Source organism: Streptomyces sp. NPDC005181, assembly GCF_040608395.1.
Taxonomy (GTDB): domain Bacteria; phylum Actinomycetota; class Actinomycetes; order Streptomycetales; family Streptomycetaceae; genus Streptomyces.
The window spans coordinates 1-26,370 of record NZ_JBEXID010000029.1; the positions used below are offsets into that span (position 1 = coordinate 1).

Genomic DNA, 26,370 nt, shown 5'->3' on the forward strand with positions numbered 1-26,370 from the left:
CGCGCCGGACCAGACCCGGCGGCAGCATCAGCCCCATGCACCGCCAACGAGTCCGATCACCATCACGTCACGTGAACAACCGGCTGTAGTACTGGGCGCCCTGCTTCCCGTACGGGGTGCGCTGCAGCAGAACGGGATAGGGGCCTCCTGCCGCGTCCGGGCGGTAGACGTCCGCGAGCAGTTCGACGCCGTCACTCAACCGGCACCGTACGTCGGTCTCCACGGTTACCCCGGGAAAGCCCGTGACAGGCTGTACCATAATTACTTACTCCTCATTGCTATTGGTGTTGCATCTTTGTTCTCGGTTCAGACACAGACGTAGACATCAAGACGAAGCCGCCTGATCCTGAAAGCCCGGCAGGGTGTCCTGGTGGTATTCGGCGTTGTGTAACCGGTCCGAGGAACCGACCGTCGAGACCGCGCGCCAGGCCGAGCCATCGATTCGTCCCCTCCCGTCTTCCCGCCCTGTGCGGGTACTGATCGGTACCCGCACAGCGCCGTGAATTGCGCAACGGTTGGTTCGGTACTTCGTCACCTGCTCCGCTGGATCAGGCTATTTCGAGTCTGGGGCCGTTTGAGATCTCAAGCGTCAGTAAAGTGACTATGAGCAGACACGATTGGCCCGGGCCCTACCCGCTGCGGACCGCGCGCGGCTCCGTGCCGCGGGTCTGTCCGGAAGGCGTACGAAGGGCTTGCTCACGGCCTGCTGCCACCCCTGGCCATGCCCTCGTGCACGGCGCGCAGTCAGATGACCGATGTTCGGGCTCGGGACGCGAGTGGCGGCTGGTCCCGCGTTTGTTTCAGGTAACAGCGGGGTCCGTGGAGGCGATAATCATGATCCGGTCACCGGGCCGGCGCCTCGCTGTCGGCTCATCCTGCATGGTGTGGGTAATGCCGTGGCAGATGCGGAGGCATCCAGCCACTCAGGACAATTACGTCACGAGATGTTCGGGCTAGGAGTGATCTTCCGGTAAAGATGGAAATTAATGAACTACCCATGCTTATAACAGCCCGTCCCTTTGGGTTCCAACGCGAGAGCCGCCGTAACGTTTCTTGTTGCAACCGCAGGCCTGACGCGAGCCTTTGCCGAATCACCAATCAAGGCAGCAACTTGTGGGCCCAGCCGGTAAGTCAAAAAAAGATCTCTACTGGATGTGTCACACATCCATGTGTTTCATGGTCTTAGTAAGTGCACGCAAGATCCTCGGCCGTAGCCCGCTCCTGGCAAGCCCGGACATGTTCCCGCTTGCCGCCCACGGTCTACCTCTCCATGACTTGCGGCAGCACCCTGCCGTAATGCGGCCATGTCCATCTGTCTGGACATGACTGAAACCTCTGCCTCGAAAGGGCTCTTCATGAACCGTCATTCGCGTTATCGGCGTGCCCGCACTCCGCTCATCCTCACGGCCACGGCGGCTGTCGCCGCCGGCCTTTTCGCTACGTCGGTCGGTCCGGCGAGCGCCACCAAGAGCACTGCCTCAAAGGCCGGCAAGCCGACCGTCGTACTCGTCCACGGCGCGTTCGCCGACTCCTCCAGCTGGAACGGCGTCATCAAGGAGCTGAAGGAGGACGGCTACCGGGTGGTGGCCGCGGCCAACCCGTTGCGGGGTGTGAGCATCGACGCCGCCGCCGTCAAGGACCTGCTGGCCAGCATCGACGGGCCGGTGGTTCTTGTCGGGCACTCCTACGGCGGAGCGGTGATCAGCAACGCCGCCTACGGCTCCGACAACGTCAAGGCGCTGGTGTACGCCAACGCCCTCCTCCCCGACAAGGGCGAGAACGCCAATGAGCTGGCGAGCAAGTTCGAGGGCAGCGTTATCGGCGAGGTTCTGCGTCCCGTCCCGATCACCAACCCCGACGGTTCCAAGGACGTCGACCTCTACATCGACCAGTCCAAGTTCCACCAGGCGTTCGCTGCGGATGTCCCCGCGCACACCGCTGACTTGATGGCGGTCACCCAGCGTCCCGGGACCGGCACTGCCCTTAACGAACCTTCTGGTGAGCCTGCCTGGAAGACCATCCCCTCCTGGGCCCTGGTGGGCACCAATGACCAGATCATCCCCCGGGAGGCTCAGGTCTACATGGCCAAGCGCGCCAATGCCCACATCGAGGAGATCCAGTCCTCCCACGCTGTGACCGTGTCCCACCCGGACGCCGTCACCCGCATCATCGAGAAGGCGGCGCGGACGGTCCGCTGACCGGCGTACTCCACGGGTGGGGCGGCCCGGCCTACCGCCCCACGGGAGCGGCAGGCCAGCCTGACCGGGAACGGGCCAGTCTCGGCCGGATGGGGCGATAACTGGTCGACACAGGTGGACGTCGGCCCTCCCAAACCATTCCCGAACATGCGTGAGGGGCCCTCTAAGCAAGGGCCCCTCACCTGCGGAAACTTTCCAACGTCTCCGTTGGAACGACAGGATTTGAACCTGCGACCTCTTGACCCCCAAGGAGTGCAGGGCACCCCATTCATCTGCACCTCCTGCCGGTCCCGGCCTGCCAGACCAAGACCGGCACCGCTTCCGGGGAGACCGGACCGTCCTGCTGCGCGGCCCGCGGCCAGTACATCGCCATCACCGACCCCGACATCACCGACCCCGACATCACCGACCCCGACATCACCCCCGAACCCGCCTGGCTGCAGACCCTCCTCGACGCCATCGAGCAGGAAAACGTCTTCGCCGTCGGCGGCCGAACTACCGTGCAGTATCCGGGCGGTCAGGCCGTGGCCCTGACGAAGGCGCTGCGGGAGTGCCACGGTGCGGTGGACTGGCCCGAAGGCCGGGAACTGGCCGTGTGGCCGTACTGTGTCACCGGCTGCAATCTGCTCTTCCACCGTCAGACCGCGCTGGACATCGGCCTGTTCCGCACCGATCTCGGACGCCGGGGACGGTGGATGGGCGACTACGAGGATCTCGAGTTCATCGACCGGGCCCGCCAGGCCGGCCACCAGACTCCGATCGAGCCGGCCGCGATCGTCTCCCACCCGGTCTACCGCCCGGAGACGACCCTCAGGTACTTCGTCCGCCAGGGGCGCCCGTACACGCTGGTGCTGACGAAGACCCAGGAGCTGTTCACCCGTGAACACACGGTCCGCAGCCAGGCCACGGCGGACCTCGCATGGCTGAGGTCGCTGCGGAACGGATGACGGCGGCTTCCGGCTCGGTAGCCCCGTCGGGCAGGTACGCCCCGGGCCGGAGAACCGGGTCATCGGCCGGGGCAATCCGCCAGATCGTCGCCACCGGCGGCCACACCCGCGTCCTCATCGGTGACACCACCTTCGACCTGGACGAGCAGGACTACGATGGCCTACTCGTCGGTGTCGGCGCCTCCCTGCTCAAGGACACACGCCCCCAGGAACTCGTGGCCGTCATCCAGGCAGTCGCCCCGAGCTTGCCCGCCGCCTGCCGACCGCATACGCCCACCAGGTCCTCGCCCCGTCCGGGTACGGCGCTGCCGCAATGGATGTGCCCACCCCCGAGAGCGGCTGGGAGGCTCGACCTGCTCAACGGTCGGCGCTGCCGGGCGGGACGACCCATTCGGTGGGTTGGCCGGTGAGGGAGGCGACCATGTCGAAGTCGCCGTCGTAGTGGAGGACCGTCCGCCGGTGCAGTTCTGCCGTGGCGGCGATCAGTAGGTCGGGGAGGGACAGGGCACGGTGGAAGCCTGCGTTGAGGGCGTGGCGCTGGACTTCCAGGGCGCGGGCGAAGGTTTGGTCGTCGGCGCGGAGGTAGTCGAAGGCGTGGAGCCAGGTGCTGATCCGTGTTGCTTCTGAGCTGTCCCGTGCGGAGTGGATCATTTCGAACTCGGTGGGCTGGCACACGGCGAGGAGGTAACGCTCGTGCAGGGGCTTGAGCGCCTCCTTGACGCTCGGCTTCGTCCAGCGGGCGAGGGCGGACTTGTCGATCAGGTAGCGATCCTGCATCAGGCGGCCCGGCCTCCGTCGCGGTCGCCGTTGTGCTTGAGGGAGCCGTCTGCGTTGCGGGGCCCGGTGTTCTCGACGATCTCACTGAAGTCGAGCTCGCCGGCCTCCATGGCGTCGAAGCCCTCCTGCCGCAGGTGCCTCTTGACGGCGTCTTCCATGGCGAGGCGGACGGCTTTGGCCTTCGTTCTGGTCCCGAAGATGCGCATGGCCTCGGCGACCATGTCTTCATCGAGGTCGATGACGGTTCTGGCCATGTGGTTGATCCTTTCGGAGATGCTTCCACCATTGAAACGATATCATTTATTGAGTGTGGAAGATATCGTTTCGATCGGAGGCCCCCTTCGTGGATGGAGGTTGTGGCGTTCATGGTGACGTGCCGCGCGGTCGCTCCTTGTGGGAAATGGACAGTTGCCTCATGTCAGGCTCCGCCACTGTCGGGGGTTTCGCCAGAAGCGATGGGGCGGCGGGAGGCGGCCGACCAAGCGGCCCCGTCGGTGGACAGCCGGTGGACAGACGGCTTTGGACAGCGCATCACGGGGTGGCACGGGTCAACCTGTCGTACGTGCCCTGATCAGGAAAAACGTCACCGGACAGCATGGCGAGGCACCAGGCAACACGAACGCTCATGGTCTCGTAATGCGTAGGTCTCGGGTTCGAATCCCGAAGGCGGCTCTGTAGAAGCCTCAGGACTCACTCGCCGTGACCTGGGGCTTTTGCTTTTGTCGCAGGCACTCCGCACCCCGCATCAGGACGTCGTGCACAGGGGGTCCCGTCGCAGCAGGCACTGGGCTCCCGGGCAAGTGCCGGATGAGGGAAGCCTCGTCCTCACTTGCGTCCCGCAGCGCGAAGCGAAGGGCGCGGTCATGTTCGCTTGATGACCAGCACGGCCACGTTGTCGAGGAGGTCGACCGCGACCGCGGCGTCGAGGATTCGGTCCGCGATCGCCTCGGCGTTCAGTCCGTCGTGGAGGGCTTGGGCGGCCTGTGTTCCGGCCCGCTCCAGGCCGGCGTCCAGCCTCAGGCCCGGCCCTTCGACCACGCCGTCGGTGACCATGACCGGCGCGGTGCCCTCCCCCAGCCTGAAGGACTCCTCGAGGTAGTCGGTGCCTGGCAGGACTCCCAGCACCGGACCGCCCGGTAGCTCGCGGATGTCACTGCTGCCGTTCTCGCGTGCGCACAGCAACGGCACATGGCCTGCACCTGCGCCGGTGACCTGTCCTTCGCGTGGATCGATGTACAGCATGGTGCAGGCATCGGAGGCGATGCGCAGGATGCCGGAGCCAGCCCGCCTCGAGCCGGGTTTCGGTACGAATCACCCCCTGACCAGCTGTGCGGGCAACGCGGCGGACGACGGCGGACCGAGATCGGACAACTCGTGGGAACGAGAACTACTGATCCTTCTCGCTTCCTCTCTTGACTACGGACAAATAAGGAGGAAGCTAGCTAATACACCAGCCAACCGGTGAGAGCCGCACCGCCGATGAAGACGTTCATCGACCCGCGTGACACCCATCTCGGCGACTGGCTAGGCTCCCGGTAGAGCAACGTATCGACATCGGAGTCGTCAGCGACGACCGACGCTTACGGATCGATATGGGGCACCGGGGGCCACCGTTTGTGCGGTCATGCTCCGTAGCAGCCCCAGAATTCGGGTAACCCCAGAACTCACGCACCGTGATCTGGGGCCTTTTCTTTTCCCGGGGTCGGCCGCCCCCGGGAAGACGATGATCTCCACGTCGGTGGCCGGGAACCCGGTCTGGTCGGGGCTGGGTGCTCATAGGGTCGGGGCATGGTCGAAAAGCAGGCTCGCGGCGCGGCACGGGGACCGGGACGCCCGCGGGAGGAGCGGGTCACCCGCGCGGTGCTCGACGCGGTCGTCGCGCTGGTCGTGGAGCAAGGGATGAGCGCGGTCACGATGGACGCGGTGGCCGTGCGGGCCGAGGTGAGCAAGCCGGCCATCTACCGGCGCTGGCACACCAAGCAGGACCTGATCATCGCGGCTGCCGAGTCACGTGTCGGCCCCCTGTCCGTCCCCGACCTGGGAGACTTCCGCGCCGAGTTGCGGGCAGTGCTCATGTCGCGCGTGGAGGCGTACGGCCGGCCCGGGGCCGACCGCCTGCTTGCGGGCGTGATCGGCGCCGCCGCCGAGGCGGGAGCCGGGCGCAGTGCGTACGGGGCATACACCGCCCGGGGCATGGCCGAGACCAGGCGCATTCTGGAACGGCATCGACCGCGGGGACGTGCGGCCCGACATCGACGTCGGGGCCACGGCCACTGTGGTGGCCGCACCGCTGGTGTTCCGCCTGGTCGGAGAGCAGTAACTGCCGGACGCCCGCCTGGTGGACACGGTGGTCGAGCTGGTCGCCCGCGCCGTGGGAGTGCGGACCTGACGGGGCATCGGCTCCCGTGGCCACCGCCGACCGGGTCGGACGGCGCGGGGCTCACCCGGTCAGTTCGCTGATCAGGTCCGCGGCTTCGTCGATGAGGGCCAGCTCGCCCGGGCTCAGGTTCGGGTCCGTCGCGCGGCACCGCTTGGCCTGGGCGAGGTGGGGGGGGCGGGGACGCCTCCCTGGTCGGGTGAGGTGCAGGAGCAGGGCCGTGAGCAGGGAGCGGGCGCCCGCTGCCGTCGGGGACGCGGGGTCCACCGCCACCTGGGCCAGGATCAGCGACGACATGGCCCGGTCCAGGGCCGGCGGGCCTTCCGCGGTGGTCCACCAGTCGATCACCACCGGGCCGTCGGGCGTCAGCATCACGTTGTCCGGGTGCAGGTCGAGGTGGAGGATCCGGTCCTCCGGGACCTGGGAGACCCTGGCCGGGATCGTGTGCAGGTCGGTGAGGAGGCCCGCGAGCATGGCGCCGCCCTCGTCCTCGGTGAGCGCACCGGAGAGCAGCGACTCCAGCATCGTCGGGCCGGTCAGACGCTGCAGGACCAGGTCGGAGGGGGTGGCGATGGCCGGGCTCGGGCCGAGGCGGGGGACCGGGTAGCCGCACGCCGAGAGGTAGGACATGACGGCGAGTTCCGGTGTGGCATCGCTGCTGTCGCGGTACCGGCGCAGGACCCAGGCCTCGTCGATCGCGTACACGTCGGCAGATCGTCCCGTACCCAGCAGTTGGCCTATTCGCATGAGGGGAACCTACTGGTGCGGCCCTCGGCCGGGGAGATCACCCACGCATCTCGCGGGTACCGCCACCTCGGCCGACGCCGCATGTGTGTGCCCGGTTCGGGCCCTTTCCGCGGAGTAGCCTGAAAACGTCGAGAACGTTCCGTACGCCGGTTCCTCGACCGGTGTCGTTCCCGGCAATTGTTGTTCTTTCGGCCTGCGCGTTCGAAGGGGGCCGTCTCTTATGGACATTTTGATCATGGTGTTGGTTGTCCTGGCGATGATCGCGCTGACTGCGTTCTTGATCCATCTGCTCAACGGGCGGCACCGGCATCAGCATCTGCGCGCAGTGCATTACGACCACGGTCTGGCCGGGTTCGGCGGGTTCGGGGGGTCGGGCGCGGGTGCCAAGCGTGTCGTTCCGCCGGTGGAGACCGTGCAGCCCACGCAGCTCTTGCGAGAGGGCGAGCCCCAGGCGGCCGAACGGCCCGGTGGGTCCGGTTCCGGTGAGTGACCTCTTCTACTTGGCGTCGGAGTAGCGTTCCACGATCGCCGTCGTGAAAGGGAAACGCACCGGCGTCTCGCCGAAGGCGGTCCGCCCGGCCCGTTCACCGGCCGTCCGGATCGCCTCCACCACTGCCTCCGCCTCCTCGTGGGGGCAGTGCACCATCACCTCGTCGTGCTGGAAGAAGACCAGCTCGGCCCGGAGACCGGCGGCCGTCAGGGACTGGCGTAGCGCGGCCAGCAACAGCAGCGCCCAGTCCGCGGCGCTGCCCTGCACCACGAAGTTACGGGTGAAGCGGCCCCGCGCGCGGGCGTTCGACGAGGCATAGCCCGGGGTGAAATCGCCGTCGCCGGACGACTGCTCGTCGCTCTCCTGCGGGATACCCGCCTCGTCGTCCTCCCCGCTTCCGGCGGCCGGCGGGCTGGTCCTGCCCAGCCACGTCCGTACGAGACGGCCTTCCTCGCCCGCCTTCGCCGCGTCGTCGACATACGCCACGGCCAGTGGGAACCGCCGCCGCAGAGCCGCCAGATTCTTCAGACCGTCGCCCGACGTCTGGCCGTAGATCGCGCCCAGCAGCGCGAGCTTGGCGTGGTCGCGGTCGCCGTGGAACGCACGGTCCGACAGCGCCGTATAGAGGTCGCCGTCGTGGCCCGCCACCTCCATCAGGCCGCGGTCGCGGGAGATCGCGGCCAGGACCCTCGGCTCCATCTGATCGGCGTCCGCGACGACCAGCCGCCAGCCGTCGTCGGCGACGACGGCCTGCCGGATCACCTTGGGGATCTGCAGTGCCCCGCCGCCGTTGGTCGTCCACCGGCCGCTGACCGTGCCGCCCGGCTGGTACTCGGGGCGGAAGCGGCCGTCCCGCACCCAGTCCTGGAGCCAGCTCCAGCCGTGCGCCGTCCAGATCCGGTACAGCTTCTTGTACTGGATCAGTGGCTCCACCGCCGGGTGGTCCAGCTCCTCCAGCTCCCAGCGGCGGGTCGACTTCACCTTGATGCCGGCCTGCGCGAACGCCTTCACCACGTCGGCGGGGAGGTCCGGGCGGACGCGGCGGCCGAACGCCGCGGACACCTCGTCGGCCAGCTCGGCCAGTCTGCGGGGTTCGCCGCCGCCGGCGTAGCGCTCGCCCAGCAGGTCGTGCAGCACATCCCGGTGTACATCGGCCCGCCAGGGCAGGCCGGACCGGTTCATCTCCGCGGCGACCAGCAGGCCGGCCGACTCGGCGGCCGTCAGCAGCCGCATTCTGCCGGGGTGCGCGGTTGCGTCGTGTCGGCGCAGCTGTTCCGCGTACACCTCGAGGAGGGCGTCGAACGGGATGTCCGTGCCGGACGGCGGCTCGAAAAGGGAGGACTGCGAGCCGGGCTCCGCGGATCGGGACGGGGGATCCGGGGGCACGGGGGCGTGATGGAGGCGGGCGTAGGCGGCCGCGGCGGAGCGGGGCTCGCCCAGCCGGCCCTCGTGAGCGAGGAGGAGGGACTCGGCTACCTCGATGTCGTAGCAGCGGCTGACCCGTACGCCCGCTGCGAGCAGACGGGGATAGATCTCGGCGGTCGACCGCCACACCCAACGGGTGACGTCCGGGCGGGAGCGGACGGCCTCCACCAGGTCGGGCTCGGTGCGGAACGGGGCTGCGGGCAGGCCGTTGGGGGCCAGCGGGGCGAGATGGGCTCCGCCGGTCTCCGTGGCGGTCAGAGCCCAGCGCTCGGTCATGCGTGTGAGTCTGGCAGGTGGGACTGACAGTGGGGTGGGGCGGCCGTGCGGGGCGGGGCCGCGGGGCGGGGCCTCACCGCCACCCCGAGCGGAGATTCACCCGCGCCGAACGGCCTTCGGCGCCAGGGCCGCCGCTACCGCGACCACCGCACACGCCCCGGCCGCACCCCCCACCACGGGCCACGGGACGGCCACCGTGACCGGCGCGGACAGCGTGGCGAGCGCGGCGCCGAGTCCGGCCAGATTCACCGCGGTCACGGCCGCGCCGAGCGCCGCGCCGAGTCCTACGGCGAACAGCGTCTCCCCGGCGACGACCCCGAGCACCTGCGGCCGGGTGGCCCCGGCCAGCCGCAGTGCGCTCAGCTCCGCGGACCGTACGGACCCGGCCATCAGCATGGTGTTGGCGAGCGTGAGCGCCGTGTACACGAGCGCGATGCCCAGCACCACGATCAGGCCGAGCCGCGTCTGCGGGCTGGTACGCGGATGAGTCGCGGCCAGCCACTGATCCGTCGACTGCACCTTCCCCCCCGGTGTCGCGCAGGGCGGCCGCGACCGCCGCCCTGTCCGCGCCGGGCGCGAGGCGTACGTCGATCCGGTCGACCGGAGCCGTCGGCGCGTTCGCCGCCGTGACGTACGCCCCGTTGTTCCCCGTCCCGATGGCCAGTACCGCCGCGATCCGCAGCGACACCGGCCGCCCGTCGCCGAGCCACACCCGTACTGTCGCGCCGACCGTGTGCTGTTCCCACTCCTCGTTCACGACGATCGAGCGGTCGTCGAGATCGCGCAGGTCGCCCGCCACGACCGGCAGTTGTTCGACGGCCGCCAGAGTCTTCGCGGCATCGACCGCCCGCGCCTGCGATCTGATGAGGGCGGTGCCCTCGTCCCGTACGAAGACCGCGGTCGACGCCGAAGCGGACAGCTCCGCCCCGGGGGTCGGCCGCAGCTTCAGGTCCTCGCCCGTGACGACCAGATCGGCCCGGGTGTGTTCGCGCGCTTCGGCGGCCTTCGCCTGCGACACCGTCATCGCGGAACCCAGTACCGAACCGGCCAGCGCCACCGTGATCAGTACAGGAGCAGCCACCGCGGCCGTGCGGCGCAGGGACGCGGCCGTATTCGCCCGTACCAGCATCCCTGTCGCCCCGGGAAGAGGGAGCAGCCGGGTCAACGGGCGTACGAGCAGCGGTGCGAGCAGGGCCACGGCTGTGATCAGCACCATCGGCTGGGTGGTGTACGTCTTCCGCTTCAGCAGCCCGGACGCGTCCGTGACCAGCGACTTCGTCATCAGGAACACGGCCCCGGCGAGCAGCGCGAAGCCCAGCAGCCGGCGTACGGGCGGCAGGACGCCCGTATCGACGTCGGCCTCGCGCAACGCCTCGGACGGGCCGGTCCTGCCCGCTCGCCGCGAGGCCGCCCATACGCCCGTGAGTGCCACGGCCGGGCCGGTCCAGAAGGCCGCGTGCAGCGGCCAGGCCGCGGGACGGATGGTGAACCAGGAAGGTGCCACCTCGCCGTCGGCCAGCAGGTGCGCGAGGTGCGGCGCGGCCCAGTGGCCGAGTGCGCACCCGGCCGCCGAGGCGAGCGTGCCGACCACGGCCGCCTCCGTCAGCAGCAGCCGCCGCAGCTGGCCGGGGGTGGCGCCCGCCGTGCGCAGCAGGCCGAACTCGCGGCGGCGCAGCGCCACCGCGAACGCGAACGTCGATGCGACGACGAAGACCGAGACGAATGCGGTGATACCGCCTGCCGTGCCGAGCAGGGCGTTCACGGTCAGCAGCGCCTCGGCGTCCCGCTCCGTCGCCGGGTCGGCGCGGCGACGGGCGTCGCCGGTGAGGACCTGGGCGCGGTCGCCGACGACGCGGCGTACGTCGGCGACGGGGGCATCCACGCCGACGGCGTCCGGGCCGCCGCTGCCGGCTGTCCGTCCGTCCAGGGTCACTGGGCCGAGCGCCCGCAGTTCGCTCAGGAGTTTGATATCCACAGGGTGTGGATGAGCCAGCCGCTGCGCGACCTGCGCGGTGGACGGTCCGCGCCGCACCGGCACGGTCAGCGTGTCATTGCCCAGCACCACCACCCGGGAGGCGGCGAGCCGTTGCGGCTCACGGCCCGGGGCGTCGAACGTCGAGGCCAGTCCCAGTCCCATCGTCGCGATGAGCCCGACGCCGAGCGCAAGGGCGACAAAGGTGCCGATGAGAGTGGTCCAGCGGGTCCGCAACGCGGCCAGGGCGACGGTCAGCACGACGACGCCGCCGCGTGAGCGGGGAGGACTGGGGCCGTCCGGCCGGAGATCTCCTGCCGGGTGCCTGTTCGTCCCGCCGCCGTCCAGGTCGCGATCCGTTCCGCGGTGAGGCCGGTCACGTCGTCCGCCACCTGCCCGTCGACCAGAAAGACCACCCGGTCCGCATATGCCGCCGCCACCGGATCGTGCGTGACCATCACGATCGTCTGCCGCTCCCGGTCCACCAGCTCCCGCAGCATCATCAGCACCTGCCGGATCGTCGCGGTGTCCAGTGCCCCGGTGGGTTCGTCGCCGAAGAGCACCGCGGGCCGGGTGATCAGGGCCCGCGCCAGCGCCACCCGTTGCTGCTGGCCGCCGGAGAGTTCGGTGGGCCGGTGGTCCGTCCGGTCGGCGAGACCGACCCGGGCGAGCGAGGCGTGTACGTCGGTGCGGGACGGGCGGCGGCCGGCCAGCCGCAGCGGCAGCGCGACGTTCTGGGCGGCGGTCAGCGAAGGGACCAGGTTGAACGACTGGAAGACGAAACCGATCCGGTCGCGGCGCAGCAGGGTCAGCCGGCGCTCGCTCAGCCCGGTCAGCTCCGTGCCGCCCACCTCGACCGAGCCGGATGTCGGCCGGTCGAGTCCGGCCGCGCAGTGCAGGAGCGTCGATTTGCCGGAGCCGGACGGTCCCATGACGGCGGTGAAGGTGCCGGGTGGGACGGTGAGGTCGATGCCGCGGAGGGCGTCGACGTCCGCGTAGGAGCGTCGCACGGAGCGGAGCCGCACGGCATCGGCGGCATCGGTGAAGTCGGTCGCAGGGGCGGAAGTCATGATGTCGATCGAACCGTGGCAGGGCCCGCCGGACACGACCACCAGAACCCGTCTCCGGGGTAGGGCCAGGCATACCCCGCCTTCCGGCCCTGCCTACCCTGACGTCATGGAACCGGTGATCGACCAGGCATTCGCGGCAGCGCTCTACTCGGACGGCGACGCCGGTCTCGACGCCGGTGCCTCCCTTCTCGCCGCCGATCCGACGGCGGATGCGGAACTGTTCCGGCGCGGCGAGGAGTTCGTCCGGCGCGCCTGGGAGCGCGGCTGGCAGCCCGCCGACGTCGTACGGATCGTCCGCCGCGAACTCGACGAGACGGGGGCAGGCCTCGTCGCCGACCTGATCGCCGCGGAGACCGGACGGTACGAGCAGCTGCCGTACCGCTGGCGGTCCCAGCTCGCCGAGCTTCCCGCGCCTCCGCCCCGGAACCGGCCCGACCGGTTCTCGTACGCCTCCGCCCTCCTCGGTCTCTACCGGCTGCTGCTCCGGCTCCCCGCGATCGAACCGGTCGGCCCGCCGCCCGGGGCCCCCGGCCACCGGCTCTCTCTGCCCGCCCACGACGAACCCCGCATGCTGACCCGGATCCGCGCCCTGCTCGCGAAGGCGGAGGCGACCGGTTTCCCGGAGGAGGCGGAGGCTCTCACCACCAAGGCGCAGGAACTGATGGCCCGGCACTCCATCGACGAGGCCCTCCTCGCCGCCCGTACGCACAGCAAGGACGCGCCGGGCGCCTGCCGGATCGGGGTCGATGCCCCGTACGAGACGGCGAAGGCGATCCTGCTCGACGCCGTCGCCTCGGCCAACCGCTGCCGCGCCGTGTGGAACAGCGACCTCGGCTTCTCGACGGTCGTCGGCTTCGAGCCGGACCTGGAGGCCGTGGAACTGCTCTACACCTCCCTGCTGGTCCAGGGCACGGCGGCGATGGCGAAGGCCGAGGCGGGGCAGCGGGCCGGCGGACGCAAGCGGACCAAGACATTCCGTCAGTCCTTCCTGATGGCGTACGTTCAGCGGCTGGGCGCTCGCCTCGCGGCCGACACCGCCCGGGTGACCGCGGCCTCGGTCTCGGAGGAGCGGGCTGCCGCCGGCGATCTGCTCCCGGTTCTGGCGGCGCGGGGCGTGGCGGTCACGGACGCCGCGGACCGGATGTTCCCGGAGACGACGAGCACCCGGGTGCGCGGAGTGTCGGACGGCGAGGGCTGGGCGCACGGTACGGCTGCCGCCGACCGGGCCCGGATGGGTGAGCGGAGGCCGGGCATCGACGGTTCCCGGTAGAGGGATGCGCGGGAACGTGACCCCTCGCGGTCGGGTGTCACGTCCGTGAGCGGTCCGTGAGCGGGGGTGCACCTGCCCCGGGGTGCACGTCCGTGAGCGGTCCGTGAGCGGGGGTGCACCTGCCCCGGGGTGACGTCCGGACCGGATCGATGACCGAAAAGTTCCGATGAGGGGCATTCCGGCTAGGCTCGGGGCATGAGCTGGCTCCGGGCGCTGAAGGAGACCGCCCGCTCGGGGCTGAAGATCGAGCGGCAGCGCCTCGAACCGCTCATCGCGATCCGCGGTGCGGCCGGGCTCGCCCTCGTCATCGGGGTCGCCCTCGCCTCCTTCGGGCCGGTGGTCGCCGCCAGCTCCGCGTTCGGCGCGTTCCAGGCGGCCATCGCCACGTTCCAGCGCAGCTGGCGCCCAAGGCCGGTCCTCGCCCTGGTCTCCGGTGCGAGTCTCGCCGTATCGACGTTCCTCGGCTATCTCACCGGCTCCCACCTCCTGCTGTTCCTGGCCCTGCTGGTGCTCTGGACGTTCGTGGCCGGGCTGGCCTGGGCGGCGGGGCCGACGGCCGGCATCATCGCGTCGTCCAACATCGCGATCATGCTCGTCACAATCACTCTCCCCACCTCCGTCGCCGAGGCTGCCCTGCAAGGCGCGATGATCGCGTTCGGCGGTGTGGTCCAGGCGGCGCTGATCGTCCTCTTCCCGGTACACAGATGGGGTGCCCAGCGCGACGCCCTCGCCGACGCGCTGGCGGCCGAGGCCGACTACGCCCGCAGGCTGCGCCACGACCCGGTGGCCGCATTCGACCCGGTCCCGCTGATGACGGCCCGCAGCGCCGCCGCCGTCACCCCGCGCCAGGCCCGTCACCGGCCGGCCGAACTGCGTGGCTCCCGCGGCGTCGCCGAACGGATCAGGCCGGTGCTCGCCTCACTCGCCGACCCGGCGACGGGCGTCCCGGACGAAGGTCCCGAACGGGACCGGATCCGCGAACTCCTGGCCGCCGCCGGCTCCGTACTGGATGCGGCGGCCCGCGCGATCCGCCACGGCGACCCGGTGCGTCTCGCCGCCCCCGCTGTGGCGACCCTGAAGACCCCCGACACGAGGGAGCTCCTCGGCGGCCCGGCCCGCCGGGCCGCCGACCGTCTCGGCGCGCTGCTCGCCGATGTCATCGAGACGGCCGAGGGCGAGGGAACGAAGGAGGAGCAGGCCGAGGCCACCGAAACCGCCGACGCGATCGCCCCGCACCGCAGCCGGCCCACCCTGCTGCGGCTGGTCCCCGTCGTCCTGAGGTCGATGCGCGCCGAGCTGCGCCCCGGTTCGCCGGTCCTCCGGCACGCCGTCGTCGTCGCCGTCGGCTATCTCCTTGGCGCCGCGCTGCCGTTCGGGCACGGATACTGGGCGCCGATGGCCGCCGTCATGGTGATGCGGCCCGAGTTCTCCCAGACGTACGCGCGTTCCGTGGCCCGGTTCGGCGGCACCGTCGTCGGGGTCTTCCTCGCCGGAGTCATCGTCCAGGCCGCCCACCCGGGCGTGGGCCTCTTCGCCGGACGGGCGCTCAGGGAGTGGGCAGGCCCGGCAGCCCCGTCGGCAGCGCACCCGCATCCGTCTTGGCCAGGGTGTCCTTGCCGCCGGCGTCCCACGAGACGGTGATCGCCTTGCCGTTGTTGGACTCGATGGATCCCATGGTGCGGTCGGTGTTGCCGTCGGTGCACTTCAGCGTCAGCATCACCTTGCCCATGTCCTTCACCTCGCCCGAGCAGACATGGGCGTCGGCGACGAGCGCGGCCTTCCCGGATGCGACGGACAGGGCGACGGCCTTGCCGTCGGTCATCCCCGCCCAGGTGCCCTCCAGCGCCGCGGCATCGGCCGCGGAACCGCTGTCGCCACTGTCCCCGGAGTCGTTGCCGCCCCCGGTCGCGGATGCCTGCCCGTCGGCGGCGCCCTTGCCCGAGTCGCTCTTCCCGCTGTCACTACCGCAACCGGTCAGAGTGACTGCGGCCACCAGACCCGCGACGACGACAGCGCCGGTGCGTACGAGATTCTGCACGTGAAATTCCCCCTTGTTGACGAAAGACCGCGCAAAACTACCAGGAAGCACGGAGCGGCTCACGGGACAGCCCATGGGGCGGATCCAGGGCAACTGTGCGGAGCGGGAGCCAAATAGACGGTCTGTTCGTCTATCTCCAGTGAGGGCGGGCAGGCGGGGGAAGGTAAAGCTGTAATCAAAGGACCACCCCGCGTGCACGTGCATCTGCTCATGCATGCGCATATGAACACAGCTATGATCCGAGACAGTTGACACTTGCACCTTGCAACTCGGGGAGCGTCCTGTGCACCACGTGTACAACGGCATGGCGGCCACAGAGCTTCGCGGAGTCGTCTGGCAGAAGAGCAGGCACAGCAACTCCCAGGGATCTTGCGTGGAGTTCGCAAAACTGCCCGACGGGGGTGTGGCGATGCGGAATTCACGCCATCCCGACGGGCCCGCCCTGGTCTATACGCCGGCCGAGATAGAGGCGTTGCTGCTCGGGGTGAAGGACGGGGAGTTCGACCACCTGGTAGCGGGAAACTGATCCTCACGCCCGCGCAGCCACTGCTGCGCCCTGCGTACGAGCCGGGGGCCCGTGCGCGTCACGCGTCGTCGGACAGCCGGAACAGCGCCCAGACCACCTTGCCGCGCAGCGCCGGCGCCCCCGCCGACGGGTTCTCCGCGCCCAGTGCGGGGGACGGGTGCCAGCCCCAGCTGTCGCTGAACGACTCCACCAGGAACAGTCCCCGGCCCGACTCCGCGGAGTCCGCGGCCTCGGCCGCGACAGGGCTTTCCTGGCTGGGGTCGCGGACCGCGCACACCAGCCGCGAGGTCCAGCGCATCAAGTGCAGCCGTACGGGAGGGTCCTGGGAGTCCCTCGGGGCGTCCGCCGACAGCGCGTGCCGCAGGGCGTTGGTGACGAGTTCGGAGACGACGAGCGCGACATCGTCGAAGCGGTCGCTCAGCTCCCACCGGTCCAGCGTTGCCCTGGTGAACTGCCTGGCCCCGCCCACGGCTTCGTAGCGGGCCGGAAGGGTGCAGGTGGCTGATCCGGAGACGGCTGAGGGATCGATGGGGGGAAGCCCCTGCCGTAACGGCTCGAGCATCGTCGATCCATTCGTCCCCATGCGAGGCACTCCCGGGATTCGCGGCTGTAGCAGTACTGCGGTGGTACAGCGGCACAACACGAACGAGCACGCAGGTGCGCGGGGTCCATGGTTCCGAATGCGCTGGGCAGATGCAAGGGCAGATGCACGTGCACGCGCCTGACCTGTCCGACCCCGTGCCGGTTCTTGCTCATTTCTTCCTACGGGCAGTTTCATGGCTTTCTGGAAGTCTTCTCATTTCCGTAATCGAATGAGTACGGGCTGAAGCGTTTTGATGGCAGAATCCGGCTCTTGGGGTTCAGGGGGAGCCCCGATGCCCAGGAAGCGATGGGGAGGGTTGGACCAGTGGCGGCAGGCGAGTCGAGTGGATCTGTGGTGCGGCGCATCCTGCTGGGCTCACAGCTCAGGCGGCTGCGCGACACGCGCGGTATCACCCGCGAGGCGGCCGGCTACTCCATCCGGGCTTCCGAATCGAAGATCAGCCGCATGGAGTTGGGACGGGTGAGCTTCAAGGCCAGGGACGTCGAGGACCTGCTCACGCTCTACGGCGTCACGGACGAGGCGGAGCGCGACTCCCTGCTCGGCCTGGCCCGCGAGGCCAATGTTGCGGGCTGGTGGCACAGTTACGGAGATGTGCTGCCCGGCTGGTTCCAGACATACATCGGTCTGGAGGGAGCGGCCTCGCTCATCCGGATCTACGAAGTCCAGTTCGTCCACGGTCTCTTGCAGACCGAGGCCTACGCCCATGCCGTCGTCTCCCGCGGCATGCGTGGTGCCCCCGTCGCCGAGATCGACCGCCGGGTCGCGCTCCGGCTGGAGCGGCAGAAGGCCCTCGTCTCCGAACGGGCGCCGCGCTTCCATGCCGTGCTGGACGAGGCCGCACTGCGCCGCCCGTACGGCGAACGCGAAGTGATGCGGGCGCAATTGCGGCATCTGATCGAAATGTCGGAACAGCCGAACATCACGCTTCAGGTGATGCCCTTCAGTTTTGGTGGGCATGCCGGCGAGAGCGGTTCCTTTACGATGCTGAGTTTCCCGGAATCCGATCTGTCGGACATTGTCTATTTGGAGCAGCTGACAAGTGCGCTCTATCTGGACAAGCGCGAAGAAGTCGCTCAGTACGAAAAGGCCATGGCGCGGCTCCATCAGGACAGTCCGGGTCCCGAAGAGAGCCGTGATCTGCTCCGCGGCCTGCTCCAACTGTCCTGATACATCAGTACGATGGCGCCTCAACAGGAGTCTGCACCTGCAGTAAGGGATCGCATGTCCTTCTTCAATGAGCTGGCCAACCAGTACATCGACGGTGAGTGGCGGACCGGTACCGGCTCCTGGGACATCATCGATTTCAATCCGTACAACGGCGAAAAGCTCGCCGCGATCACCGTCGCCACCGCACAGGAGGTCGACGAGGCCTATCGCGCCGCTGAGCGCGCCCAGCGGATCTGGGCCGGCACCAATCCGTATGAACGCCGCCTCGTCCTCGAGCGTGCCCTGCGCATCACCGATGAACTCACCGAGGACATCATCGGAGCGATCATCGACGAGCTGGGCGGCACCCGGCTCAAGGCGGAGTACGAGATCCGCTGTGCCAAGGACTTCCTGCGTGAGGCGATCCAGCAGGCGGTGCGCCCCGAGGGCCGGATCCTGCCGTCCCCGGTGAACGGCAAGGAGAATCGCGTCTACCGGCTGCCCGTCGGCGTCATAGGCGTGATCAGCCCCTTCAACTTCCCCTTCCTGGTGACGATGAAGTCGGTCGCGCCGGCCCTGGCGCTCGGCAACGCGGTCGTCATCAAGCCCAACCAGAACGCCCCCGTCGTCGGGGGCGGACTGATCGCAAAGATCTTCGAAGAGGCGGGGCTGCCCGCCGGACTGCTCAACGTCCTGGTCACCGATATCGCGGAGATCGGCGACGCGCTCATAGCGCACCCCGTGCCCAAGGTGATCTCCTTCGCGGGCTCGGACCGGGTCGGCCGCCATGTCGGCGCGACCGCCGGCGGACTCTTCAAGCGGGCCGTCCTCGAACTCAGCGGCAACAGCGCCCTGGTGGTACTGGACGACGCGGACATCGACTACGCGGTCGACGCGGCGGTCTTCAGCCGCTTCGTCTACCAGGGGCAGGTCTGCATGGCCGCCAACCGCATCCTGGTGGACCGCTCCGTCGCGCCGGAGTTCACCGAGAAGTTCATCGCCAAGGTGGCCGGGCTCAGGACCGGTGACCCGCGGGATCCGGCCACCCAGATCGGCCCCGTCATCAACACCTTCCAGGCCGACGCGCTGACGGCCCTGGTCGACCAGGCGATCGGGGAAGGCGCCACGGCGCTCGTACGGGGCCGTACCCACGGCAATCTCGTCGAGCCCACCGTTCTCGCCGGGCTGCCGGACGACTCCCCGCTGCTGGCCCAGGAGATCTTCGGTCCGGTGGCGCTGCTGGTGACGTTCGACGGTGAGGAGGACGCCGTACGGATCACCAACGACTCCCCGTACGGGCTGAGCGGTGCCGTGCACACGGCGGACGCGGAACGCGGGGTGCGGTTCGCGCAGCGCATTGTCACCGGGATGTTCCACGTGAACGACTCCACCATTCAGGACGACCCGCTGGTGGCCTTCGGCGGCGAGAAGTTCTCCGGGTCCGGGCGGCTGAACGGCGATGCCGCCGTGGAGGCGTTCACCACTCAGAAATGGATCTCGATCCAGCACGGCCGGAGCGAATTCCCGCTCTGATTCCGTCTGTTGAGGACCGAAGCTGTCCGCAAGGATCCGTAGCTTGGTCGGTGTCAGGAAGACACCGGGCGCAAGCTCGAACGGTTCCGAAGGGCGGACACCATGGTCACTCACGTTCCCGCAGAGACCCACGGCGACGAGCGCGGCGCGCTCCTCTCCTTCGTCGAGGCGCAGCGCTGCGCAATCCGGCGCTCGCTGATCGGGCTGACCGAGGAGCAGGCGGCGAGCCGGCCCAGCGCCAGTGAACTCTCCCTCTCCGGGCTGCTCAAGCATGTCGCCGAGACCGAGCTGAACTGGCTGCGCCTCGCCCAGCAGCGCCCCAACGAGAAGGCCCGCACCGAGGAGACGTGGGCGGACAGCTTCCGGCTGGTCGGGGACGAGACCGTCCCTCAGATGCTGGAGTTCTGGGCGAAGGTCGCGGCGGAGACCGAGGAGTTCATCCACTCGGTGGAGAGCATGAACGACACGTTCCCGTTGCCTGAGGCGCCCTGGTTCCCGAAGGACGAGAAGTGCTCGATGCGCTGGCTGCTGGCCCATCTCGTCGAGGAGATCGCCCGGCACGCCGGGCATGCGGACATCATCCGGGAGTCCCTGGACGGCCGTACCGCGTTCGAGCTGATCGCGCAGGAGGCGGGCTACCCTAGTCAAAGTTGAATAGGAAGGGTGAGTGGATGTCCGCGATCCGGCTGCTGGTCCTCGGCGCCGTGCGACAGCACGGCCGGGCGCACGGCTATCAGGTCCGCAACGACCTGGAGTACTGGGGCGCCCACGAGTGGTCCAACGCCAAGCCCGGGTCGATCTACCACGCCCTGAAGCAGATGGCGAAACAAGGACTGCTGGTCGCCCATGAGACCGCGCCGAGCACCGCGGGCGGCCCGCCCCGCACCGAGTACGAGATCACCGGGCGGGGCACCGAGGAGTACCTCGCACTGCTGCGCGCGGCGCTGACCGCGTACGACCAGAAGATGGACGTGCTGTCGGCGGGCATCGGCTTCATCGTCGACCTGGAGCGGTCCGAGGCGGTCGCGCTGCTGAAGGAGCGGGTGGCGGGGCTGGCGGCCTGGCGGGCCTCAGTCACCGAGTACTACACACCGGAGGACGGGCCCGAATCGCTGGGCCACATCGGCGAGATCATGAACATGTGGGTCCACTCCGCGGACGCGGGGGCCGAGTGGACGCGGGGGCTGATCGCGCGGATCGAGGGGGGCGCGTACACCTTCGCCGGAGAGGGCGATCCGTTCGTCGGCGTACTCGCCGAGGGCGAGGAGAACCCGTACGGCCGGTAGGCCGCCGACGTGCCCCCTCAGTGGTGGAAGGCCGTCGCGACCTCCCGGTCATGGCTCAACGGGTGGCGCTGGCTGCGCAATTCGGGCAGCAACAGGCGAAGGTCCTCCAGGAGCAGTTCCGCGAGGTCCGAGGAGAAGCCGTTGCGGCACACCACCCGGAGCACCGACAGGTCCTGCCGGTTGGCGGGGAAGGTGTACGCGGGCACCAGCCAGCCGTGCTCGCGCAGCCGCCGTGACACGTCGAAGACGTCGTACGCCTGCACATCGGGGGCGGTCGTCAGGGCGAAGACGGGCAACTCTTCCCCCCTGGTGAGGAGTTGGAAGTCGCCCAGCTTCTCGATCTCTGCGGCGAGCCCGTTCGCCACGTCGCGGGCGGCCTGCTGAACGGCGCGGTAGCCGTCCCGCCCCAGCCGCAGGAAGGTGTAGTACTGCGCCACCACTTGCGCACCGGGCCTGGAGAAGTTCAGCGCGAAGGTCGGCATGTCGCCGCCCAGGTAGTTGACCCGGAAGACGAGCTCCTCGGGGAGATCCGCGGGCGAGCGCCACAGCGCCCAGCCGACGCCCGGGTAGACCAGTCCGTACTTGTGGCCGGAGGTGTTGATGGACGACACCCGGGGGAGCCGGAAATCCCACACCAGGTCCTCGTCCAGGAATGGCGCCACCATCGCGCCGGACGCGCCGTCGACATGGACGGGGATGTCGAGGCCGGTGCGCTCCTGCAGGGTGTCCAGGGCCGCGCAGAGGTCGGCGATGGGCTCGTACGAACCGTCAAAGGTGGAGCCGAGGATCCCGACCACGCCGATGGTGTTCTCGTCGCAGAGCTCGGCGGCGGCCTGCGGGTCGAGATGGAATCGGCCGCCCTCCATCGGGACCTGCCGGGCCTCGACCTCCCAGAAATTGCAGAACTTGTCCCAGCAGACCTGCACATTGATGCCCATGACCAGATTGGGCCGGGCGCTCGCCGGGTAGCGGTCGGCGTTTCTGGACGCCCAGCGGCGTTTGAGCGCCAGGCCGGCGAGCATGCAGGCCTCGCTGGAGCCGGTGGTCGAACAGCCCACGGTCGTCGAGGGGTCGGGGGCGTTCCACAGGTCGGCGAGCATCGCCACGCAGCGCCGCTCCAGCTCGGCGGTGCGCGGGTACTCGTCCTTGTCGATCATGTTCTTGTCACGGCACTCGCCCATCAGCACCCCGGCCTCGGGTTCCATCCAGGTGGTGACGAAGGTGGCGAGATTGAGCCGGGAGTTCCCGTCGAGCATCAGCTCGTCACGGACCAGTCCGTACGCGGTCGAGGGGGGCAGCGGCCCGTCGGGCAGCCGGTGCCGCGGCGGCGCGGACGTCATCCCGGCCGTCGGATCGGCCTCCCCGAAGAACGGGTTGAAGGCGCGCCTGCGCCGCTCTTCGGACGGTTCCTTGTCGTGGTTCGAACCTTTGTGGAGAGGCATCGGCGGACAGCCCTTCTCAGCTCGTGGCGGCGATGACGGTGGCGGTGGCCTGCTCGGGTCAGCTCCCGGCCGCGAGGCCGGACTTGATGGCGCGGGTGAACTTCACGACCCGCTCGGCCTGCACCCGGGCCGCGGTCAGGGTCTGCTCACCGACCGGGATGTCGCCCTGCCCGGCGACGTGCGAGGTGCCGTAGGGATTGCCGTCGACGAACTTCGTCGGGTCCGTGTAACCGGGGGCGACGAGGATGCCGCCGAAGTGATGGATCGAGTTGTAGAGCGCCAGCAGCGTGGACTCCTGACCGCCGTGCGGGGTGCTGGTGGAGGTGAAGCCGCTGTAGACCTTGTCCGCGAGCTGACCCGCCTGCCAGAGGGCGCCCAGCCGGTCCAGGAACTCCTTGAGCTGGGCGGCGACATTGCCGAACCGGGTCGGCGACCCGAAGATCACGGCATCCGCCCAGATCACGTCGTCCTTCGAGGCCTCGGCGATGCCGGCGGTCGCCTTCGCGTTGGCGGCCCAGGCCGGGTTGGAGTCGATGGCCGCCTGCGGCGCGAGCTCAACCGTCTTGCGCAGCCGTACCTCCGCGCCGGCCTTCTCGGCGTTCTCCGCGATGGCCTTGGCAATGGTCGCGACGGTGCCGGTGGCGGAGTAGTAGATGACGGCGACGTTGACAGGCGTGGGCATACGGGAACCTCCGACGGGCAGACCGGGACGTGGCCATACGGATGTGACGATACGGACAACTGCCGCAACCGGCGCGTCGGACAGGCGCGGTGCGGGTCCGGTTCACCTCAGTGGTGTGCCGTCCTGGTGGAGCTGCATCTGCGGCCGCCCGGTCACCAGCAGCCAGCCCGGCAGTGAGGCGACACACAGCAGCGGCAGTACGGCCGCGTCGCTGACCAGCACCGCCGCCGTGAACAGGCTCAACCAGCCCTGCCGGGTGACGGCCAGCAGAACCCCCAGCACGGCGCACGCCACCGCGAGCGCCGGCGGCACCGCGTCGACCGTGGCATGGGCGCACATCCCGAGCGCGACGCCGATGAACACGGCGGGGAAGATCCGGCCGCCCCGGAAGCCGCAGGTCGCGGCGGTCACCAGCGCGGCGGTCTTCACCACTGCCATGACGGCGAACTGCCCGGCCGACCAGCCGTTCGGATCGGCGCTGAGTGCTTTCACCTCGTCCAGCCCCTTGAAGAGTGTGAGATGCCCGCCGAGCGCGCCCAGCAGGCCGAGCACCAGGCCGCCGCAGGTCAGCATCAGGACCGGATGACGCAGAGCACGGAAGGCTCGGTGCGCGTACGGGAACGCGTACACCGCCGCCAGTCCGAGCAGTGCCGCCGCCGACGTGATCACGACCGAGGAGAGCAGATCGACCCAGTTCGGGCCGGGATACGGCGGCAGCGACAGGTCGAAGCTGGGGTGGGCCAGCAGCGTCATGGTGAGCGCCCCCGCGGCGCCCGCCGCGAGCGGGCCGAAGAGCCGGTCCCAGAGTGCGCCCGGCTCGCCCCCGCCGGCCGCGAGCGACTCGGAGAGGATCAGGGCCGCGGCGACCGGGGTGCCGAAGAGTGCGCCGATGGTGCCGGCCGAGGCGAGCGCGATCCACAGGGCGGCCGGAGTCCGCGGGGCGGCCCGGCGGCCCAGCCAGAAGGCGAGCGCGATATTGGCGGCAGTGATCGGGTTCTCGGGCCCCAGACTGACCCCGCCCGCCAGCGCCAGGACCGTCACGACCAGCAGTCCGGGGATGACGTCCGGCGGCAGAGGCGGATCGACCAGCCCGGTGGTGGCCGGATCGGGCCCCGCATGACCGTGCACCGTGTGGAGCACCAGGCCGATCGCGAGGCCGGTGGCAGTGAGCATCACGATCATCCACAGCGAGGAGTACCCCCCGATGGAGAGCGCGCCGGGGAGCGTCTCCCAGAGCACGTCCCGGAGCTGCTCCGCGAGGAGACTGATGCCGAGCAGGACGAGCGCCGAGGCCACACCCACGACCAGGGCGGGAGCGAGGAGGAGCAACAGCCTGCGTGCGGAGGCGAACTCGGCGAGCGCGGGGGAGTCGGAGACCATCGGCTCACCATAGCGACGCAAAAGCCACATAATGCGCCAATCGGATTCAGCGGTGACGGCAATCGGGCTTGCACCTCACGTCACGTCAGGACTCAGGCTCGGACACGTACCGACGCACAGAGCGAAGAGAAGAAGGGAACGGGAGCCGTGGATCACTCCGTGGGGCAGGTCGCCGGTTTCGCCGGGGTCACGGTGCGCACGCTGCACCACTACGACGGCATCGGACTGCTCTCGCCCAGCGGGCGCAGCCACGCGGGCCACCGGCGCTACGACGACGGCGACCTCGACCGGCTGCAGCAGATCCTGTTCTACCGGGAGCTCGGCTTCCCGCTCGAAGAGATCGCGGTGCTGCTCGACGACCCGGACGCGGATCCGCAGGACCACCTGCGCCGCCAGCACGACTTGCTGTCCGGCCGGATCGCCGAGCTCCAGAAGATGGCCGCCGCCGTCGAAACAGCCATGGAGGCACGGAAGATGGGCATCAATCTCACGCCCGAGGAGAAGTTCGAGGTCTTCGGGGCCAAGGATCCGGAGGAGCACGCGGAGGAGGCCGAGCGCCGCTGGGGCGGAACGGCCACGTACGCGGAGTCGCAGCGCCGGGTGGCCCGCTGCACCAAGGACGACTGGAAGCGGATGAAGGCCGAGGTCGCCGCATGGGGCGAGGCCTACGGCGCCGTGATGGAGGCGGGCGAACCGGCCGGCTCGGAGGCCGCGATGGGGCTCGCCGAGGCGCACCGGCTCCACATCTCCACGTGGTTCTACGAGTGCACCTACGAGATCCACCGCGGGCTCGGCGAGATGTACGTCTGCGACCCGCAGTTCCACGCGTACTACGAATCGATCAGGCCCGGCCTGGCCGAGCACCTCCGGGACGCGATCGACGCCAACGCGGAGCGCCGGGCCTGACTCCTCGTACGGGGGCCGACGGCGCCTCGGTCCCCGTCGGGCGGTCAGACCTTGCTGATCACGGCCGCCGTGCCGTACGCGCAGACCTCCGTGCCCACATCGGCCGCCTCCGTCACATCGAAACGCATCATCAGCACCGCGTTGGCGCCGCGGGCCATGGCTTGCTCGACGAGCCGCTCCATGGCCTGGTTACGGGTTGCGACGAGGGTCTTGGTCAGCCCTTTCAGCTCGCCGCCGATCATCGACTTCAGCCCGGCGCCGATCTGGCTGCCGAGGTGACGCGAGCGCACCGTCAGGCCGAACACCTCGCCGATCACCTGGGTCACCTGGTAGCCGGGTATGTCATTGGTGGTGACGACCAGAACCTCGGACCGTGCGGTCTGACCGCCGCCGTAATCTTCAATGCCCATTGTGTGGCACCTCCTGCGGACAGCTTTGTCCCGGTTCACCCCCTGTGCATCCCCGCGTGGGCCACTGGAACCTGGAGGCGCCTCGCGGCGTTGATAGCTTTGGGCGGCCACGCAGCTGCCATCGACCGATCCTGGAGCCCGGACCCTTGAATACGCTTGCGCTCGGACCGAGCTGGCTGGACCCGGACCATCTCATCGGGCAGTTCGGGCTGCTCGGTGTTCTGGTTATCGTCTTCGCCGAGTCCGGGCTGTTGATCGGCTTCTTCCTGCCCGGCGACTCCCTGCTGTTCACCACGGGTCTGCTGGTGACGACGGACAAGCTGCACACCCCGCTGTGGCTGGTCTGCGCCCTGGTGGCGCTGGCGGCGGTCATCGGCGACCAGGTGGGCTATCTCTTCGGCCGCAAGGTCGGCCCGTCGCTCTTCAGACGGCCGGACTCCCGCCTCTTCAAGCAGGAGAACGTCGAGAAGGCCCATGAATTCTTCGAGAAGTACGGTCCGAAGTCGCTGATCCTGGCCCGCTTCGTGCCCGTCGTGCGTACGTTCACGCCGATCATCGCCGGTGTGAGCCGGATGAACTACCGCTCGTTCATCACGTTCAACATCATCGGCGGCGTGCTCTGGGGCGTCGGCGTCACACTGCTCGGCGCCGGTCTCGGCCAGATCGCGTTCGTCCGCAAGAACATCGAGGCGATGCTCATCCTGATCGTGCTGATCTCGGTGGTGCCGATCGCGATCGAGTTCCTGCGCGCCCGCAGCAAGGCGAAGAAGGAAGCGGCCGCCCAGGGCGAGGACCGGGGTCCGATCGCCGGTGGCGGCCCGACCCCGGGCCAGCGCGGCCGCCACGCCAAGCGCTGACCCGCCTCCGT

25 protein-coding genes and 2 pseudogenes are annotated in these 26,370 nt (G+C 69.3%); 13 read left to right on the plus strand and 14 right to left on the minus strand.

What is annotated here, in order from left to right; all coding sequences use genetic code 11:
* Nucleotides 1-67: 67 nt before the first annotated feature.
* Nucleotides 68-259, minus strand: a complete 192-nt coding sequence (locus ABZV38_RS19790) for a CocE/NonD family hydrolase (protein WP_356328646.1) — start codon at nucleotides 257-259, stop codon at nucleotides 68-70.
* A gap of 1,096 nt (nucleotides 260-1,355) precedes the next feature.
* Between ABZV38_RS19790 and ABZV38_RS19795 the strand changes: the two genes are divergently transcribed.
* Entirely contained in the window at nucleotides 1,356-2,198 is an 843-nt protein-coding gene (locus ABZV38_RS19795; protein WP_356328648.1) for an alpha/beta hydrolase, read from the plus strand.
* Nucleotides 2,199-2,722: 524 nt separating this feature from the next.
* Nucleotides 2,723-3,145 carry a hypothetical protein gene (locus ABZV38_RS19800; protein WP_356328649.1) on the plus strand — a complete coding sequence of 141 codons (423 nt, stop codon included), beginning with the start codon at nucleotides 2,723-2,725 and terminating at the stop codon, nucleotides 3,143-3,145.
* Between the two features lie 357 nt (nucleotides 3,146-3,502).
* Here ABZV38_RS19800 and ABZV38_RS19805 read toward each other — a convergent pair whose 3' ends face one another.
* From ABZV38_RS19805 to ABZV38_RS19815, 3 genes are all read right to left on the minus strand, one after another.
* Nucleotides 3,503-3,922 carry a PIN domain nuclease gene (locus tag ABZV38_RS19805; RefSeq protein ID WP_356328651.1) on the minus strand — a complete coding sequence of 140 codons (420 nt, stop codon included), beginning with the start codon at nucleotides 3,920-3,922 and terminating at the stop codon, nucleotides 3,503-3,505.
* Complete coding sequence (locus ABZV38_RS19810; protein ID WP_356328653.1) at nucleotides 3,922-4,176, minus strand: type II toxin-antitoxin system VapB family antitoxin; 255 nt, start codon at nucleotides 4,174-4,176, stop codon at nucleotides 3,922-3,924. Before ABZV38_RS19810 ends, ABZV38_RS19805 begins: the two co-directional genes overlap by 1 nt.
* A 607-nt stretch (nucleotides 4,177-4,783) precedes the next feature.
* A complete protein-coding gene (locus tag ABZV38_RS19815) occupies nucleotides 4,784-5,164 on the minus strand; it encodes a SpoIIE family protein phosphatase (RefSeq protein WP_356328655.1) in 381 nt (126 codons plus the stop codon).
* Between the two features lie 546 nt (nucleotides 5,165-5,710).
* Between ABZV38_RS19815 and ABZV38_RS19820 the strand changes: the two genes are divergently transcribed.
* Nucleotides 5,711-6,382, plus strand: coding sequence for a helix-turn-helix domain-containing protein (locus ABZV38_RS19820; RefSeq protein ID WP_356328656.1), 672 nt, complete (start codon nucleotides 5,711-5,713; stop codon nucleotides 6,380-6,382).
* Here the strand turns inward: ABZV38_RS19820 and ABZV38_RS19825 are convergent.
* A complete protein-coding gene (locus ABZV38_RS19825) occupies nucleotides 6,363-7,046 on the minus strand; it encodes a phosphotransferase (RefSeq protein WP_356328657.1) in 684 nt (227 codons plus the stop codon). The genes ABZV38_RS19820 and ABZV38_RS19825 overlap by 20 nt on opposite strands.
* A gap of 235 nt (nucleotides 7,047-7,281) precedes the next feature.
* Between ABZV38_RS19825 and ABZV38_RS19830 the strand changes: the two genes are divergently transcribed.
* Nucleotides 7,282-7,536 carry a hypothetical protein gene (locus tag ABZV38_RS19830; protein WP_356328660.1) on the plus strand — a complete coding sequence of 85 codons (255 nt, stop codon included), beginning with the start codon at nucleotides 7,282-7,284 and terminating at the stop codon, nucleotides 7,534-7,536.
* Nucleotides 7,537-7,542: 6 nt separating this feature from the next.
* Here ABZV38_RS19830 and ABZV38_RS19835 read toward each other — a convergent pair whose 3' ends face one another.
* From ABZV38_RS19835 to ABZV38_RS19845, 3 genes and pseudogenes are all read right to left on the minus strand, one after another.
* The gene (locus tag ABZV38_RS19835; protein WP_356328662.1) at nucleotides 7,543-9,237 is read right to left on the minus strand and encodes a bifunctional 3'-5' exonuclease/DNA polymerase; all 1,695 of its coding nucleotides are present in this window, start codon (nucleotides 9,235-9,237) and stop codon (nucleotides 7,543-7,545) included.
* A gap of 96 nt (nucleotides 9,238-9,333) precedes the next feature.
* A pseudogene (locus tag ABZV38_RS19840) lies at nucleotides 9,334-11,470 on the minus strand (FtsX-like permease family protein).
* Nucleotides 11,464-12,279, minus strand: coding sequence for an ABC transporter ATP-binding protein (locus ABZV38_RS19845; RefSeq protein ID WP_356328664.1), 816 nt, complete (start codon nucleotides 12,277-12,279; stop codon nucleotides 11,464-11,466). The pseudogene ABZV38_RS19840 and the gene ABZV38_RS19845 overlap by 7 nt, the downstream one beginning before the upstream one ends.
* A gap of 106 nt (nucleotides 12,280-12,385) precedes the next feature.
* On the opposite strand from ABZV38_RS19845, the gene ABZV38_RS19850 reads away from it, so the two are divergent.
* On the plus strand, nucleotides 12,386-13,549 hold the full coding sequence (locus tag ABZV38_RS19850; RefSeq protein WP_356328666.1) for a DUF2786 domain-containing protein: 1,164 nt from the start codon (nucleotides 12,386-12,388) through the stop codon (nucleotides 13,547-13,549).
* A 195-nt stretch (nucleotides 13,550-13,744) separates the two neighbouring features.
* Nucleotides 13,745-15,070 (plus strand): annotated as a pseudogene (locus ABZV38_RS19855) (FUSC family protein); the annotation flags it as partial.
* 25 nt (nucleotides 15,071-15,095) lie between these two features.
* Here ABZV38_RS19855 and ABZV38_RS19860 read toward each other — a convergent pair.
* Nucleotides 15,096-15,587 carry a hypothetical protein gene (locus tag ABZV38_RS19860; protein WP_356328667.1) on the minus strand — a complete coding sequence of 164 codons (492 nt, stop codon included), beginning with the start codon at nucleotides 15,585-15,587 and terminating at the stop codon, nucleotides 15,096-15,098.
* Between the two features lie 283 nt (nucleotides 15,588-15,870).
* Between ABZV38_RS19860 and ABZV38_RS19865 the strand changes: the two genes are divergently transcribed.
* Entirely contained in the window at nucleotides 15,871-16,113 is a 243-nt protein-coding gene (locus tag ABZV38_RS19865) for a DUF397 domain-containing protein (RefSeq protein WP_356328669.1), read from the plus strand.
* A 58-nt stretch (nucleotides 16,114-16,171) separates the two neighbouring features.
* On the opposite strand, the gene ABZV38_RS19870 is transcribed toward ABZV38_RS19865, so the two are convergent.
* Entirely contained in the window at nucleotides 16,172-16,675 is a 504-nt protein-coding gene (locus ABZV38_RS19870; protein ID WP_356328671.1) for an ATP-binding protein, read from the minus strand.
* Nucleotides 16,676-17,002: 327 nt separating this feature from the next.
* On the opposite strand from ABZV38_RS19870, the gene ABZV38_RS19875 reads away from it, so the two are divergent.
* The 4 genes from ABZV38_RS19875 to ABZV38_RS19890 all read left to right on the plus strand — a co-directional run bounded on the left by ABZV38_RS19875 (nucleotide 17,003) and on the right by ABZV38_RS19890 (nucleotide 20,682).
* Complete coding sequence (locus ABZV38_RS19875; RefSeq protein WP_356328673.1) at nucleotides 17,003-17,884, plus strand: helix-turn-helix transcriptional regulator; 882 nt, start codon at nucleotides 17,003-17,005, stop codon at nucleotides 17,882-17,884.
* Between the two features lie 54 nt (nucleotides 17,885-17,938).
* Nucleotides 17,939-19,396: an aldehyde dehydrogenase family protein gene (locus ABZV38_RS19880; protein WP_356328675.1), complete on the plus strand. Its 1,458-nt coding sequence runs from the start codon at nucleotides 17,939-17,941 to the stop codon at nucleotides 19,394-19,396.
* 102 nt (nucleotides 19,397-19,498) lie between these two features.
* Entirely contained in the window at nucleotides 19,499-20,050 is a 552-nt protein-coding gene (locus ABZV38_RS19885) for a DinB family protein (RefSeq protein WP_356328676.1), read from the plus strand.
* 17 nt (nucleotides 20,051-20,067) lie between these two features.
* Entirely contained in the window at nucleotides 20,068-20,682 is a 615-nt protein-coding gene (locus ABZV38_RS19890; RefSeq protein WP_356328678.1) for a PadR family transcriptional regulator, read from the plus strand.
* 17 nt (nucleotides 20,683-20,699) lie between these two features.
* Here ABZV38_RS19890 and ABZV38_RS19895 read toward each other — a convergent pair whose 3' ends face one another.
* The 3 genes from ABZV38_RS19895 to ABZV38_RS19905 all read right to left on the minus strand — a co-directional run bounded on the left by ABZV38_RS19895 (nucleotide 20,700) and on the right by ABZV38_RS19905 (nucleotide 24,186).
* The gene (locus tag ABZV38_RS19895) at nucleotides 20,700-22,124 is read right to left on the minus strand and encodes a glutamate decarboxylase (RefSeq protein ID WP_356328679.1); all 1,425 of its coding nucleotides are present in this window, start codon (nucleotides 22,122-22,124) and stop codon (nucleotides 20,700-20,702) included.
* 58 nt (nucleotides 22,125-22,182) lie between these two features.
* Complete coding sequence (wrbA, locus tag ABZV38_RS19900) at nucleotides 22,183-22,806, minus strand: NAD(P)H:quinone oxidoreductase (protein WP_356328681.1); 624 nt, start codon at nucleotides 22,804-22,806, stop codon at nucleotides 22,183-22,185.
* Nucleotides 22,807-22,908: 102 nt separating this feature from the next.
* On the minus strand, nucleotides 22,909-24,186 hold the full coding sequence (locus ABZV38_RS19905; protein WP_356328683.1) for an ion channel protein: 1,278 nt from the start codon (nucleotides 24,184-24,186) through the stop codon (nucleotides 22,909-22,911).
* Between the two features lie 147 nt (nucleotides 24,187-24,333).
* On the opposite strand from ABZV38_RS19905, the gene ABZV38_RS19910 reads away from it, so the two are divergent.
* Nucleotides 24,334-25,092 carry a MerR family transcriptional regulator gene (locus ABZV38_RS19910; RefSeq protein WP_356328684.1) on the plus strand — a complete coding sequence of 253 codons (759 nt, stop codon included), beginning with the start codon at nucleotides 24,334-24,336 and terminating at the stop codon, nucleotides 25,090-25,092.
* 44 nt (nucleotides 25,093-25,136) lie between these two features.
* Here ABZV38_RS19910 and ABZV38_RS19915 read toward each other — a convergent pair whose 3' ends face one another.
* The gene (locus ABZV38_RS19915; protein ID WP_356328685.1) at nucleotides 25,137-25,502 is read right to left on the minus strand and encodes a YbjQ family protein; all 366 of its coding nucleotides are present in this window, start codon (nucleotides 25,500-25,502) and stop codon (nucleotides 25,137-25,139) included.
* Nucleotides 25,503-25,648: 146 nt separating this feature from the next.
* Between ABZV38_RS19915 and ABZV38_RS19920 the strand changes: the two genes are divergently transcribed.
* The gene (locus ABZV38_RS19920; RefSeq protein WP_356328687.1) at nucleotides 25,649-26,359 is read left to right on the plus strand and encodes a VTT domain-containing protein; all 711 of its coding nucleotides are present in this window, start codon (nucleotides 25,649-25,651) and stop codon (nucleotides 26,357-26,359) included.
* Nucleotides 26,360-26,370 lie beyond the last annotated feature (11 nt).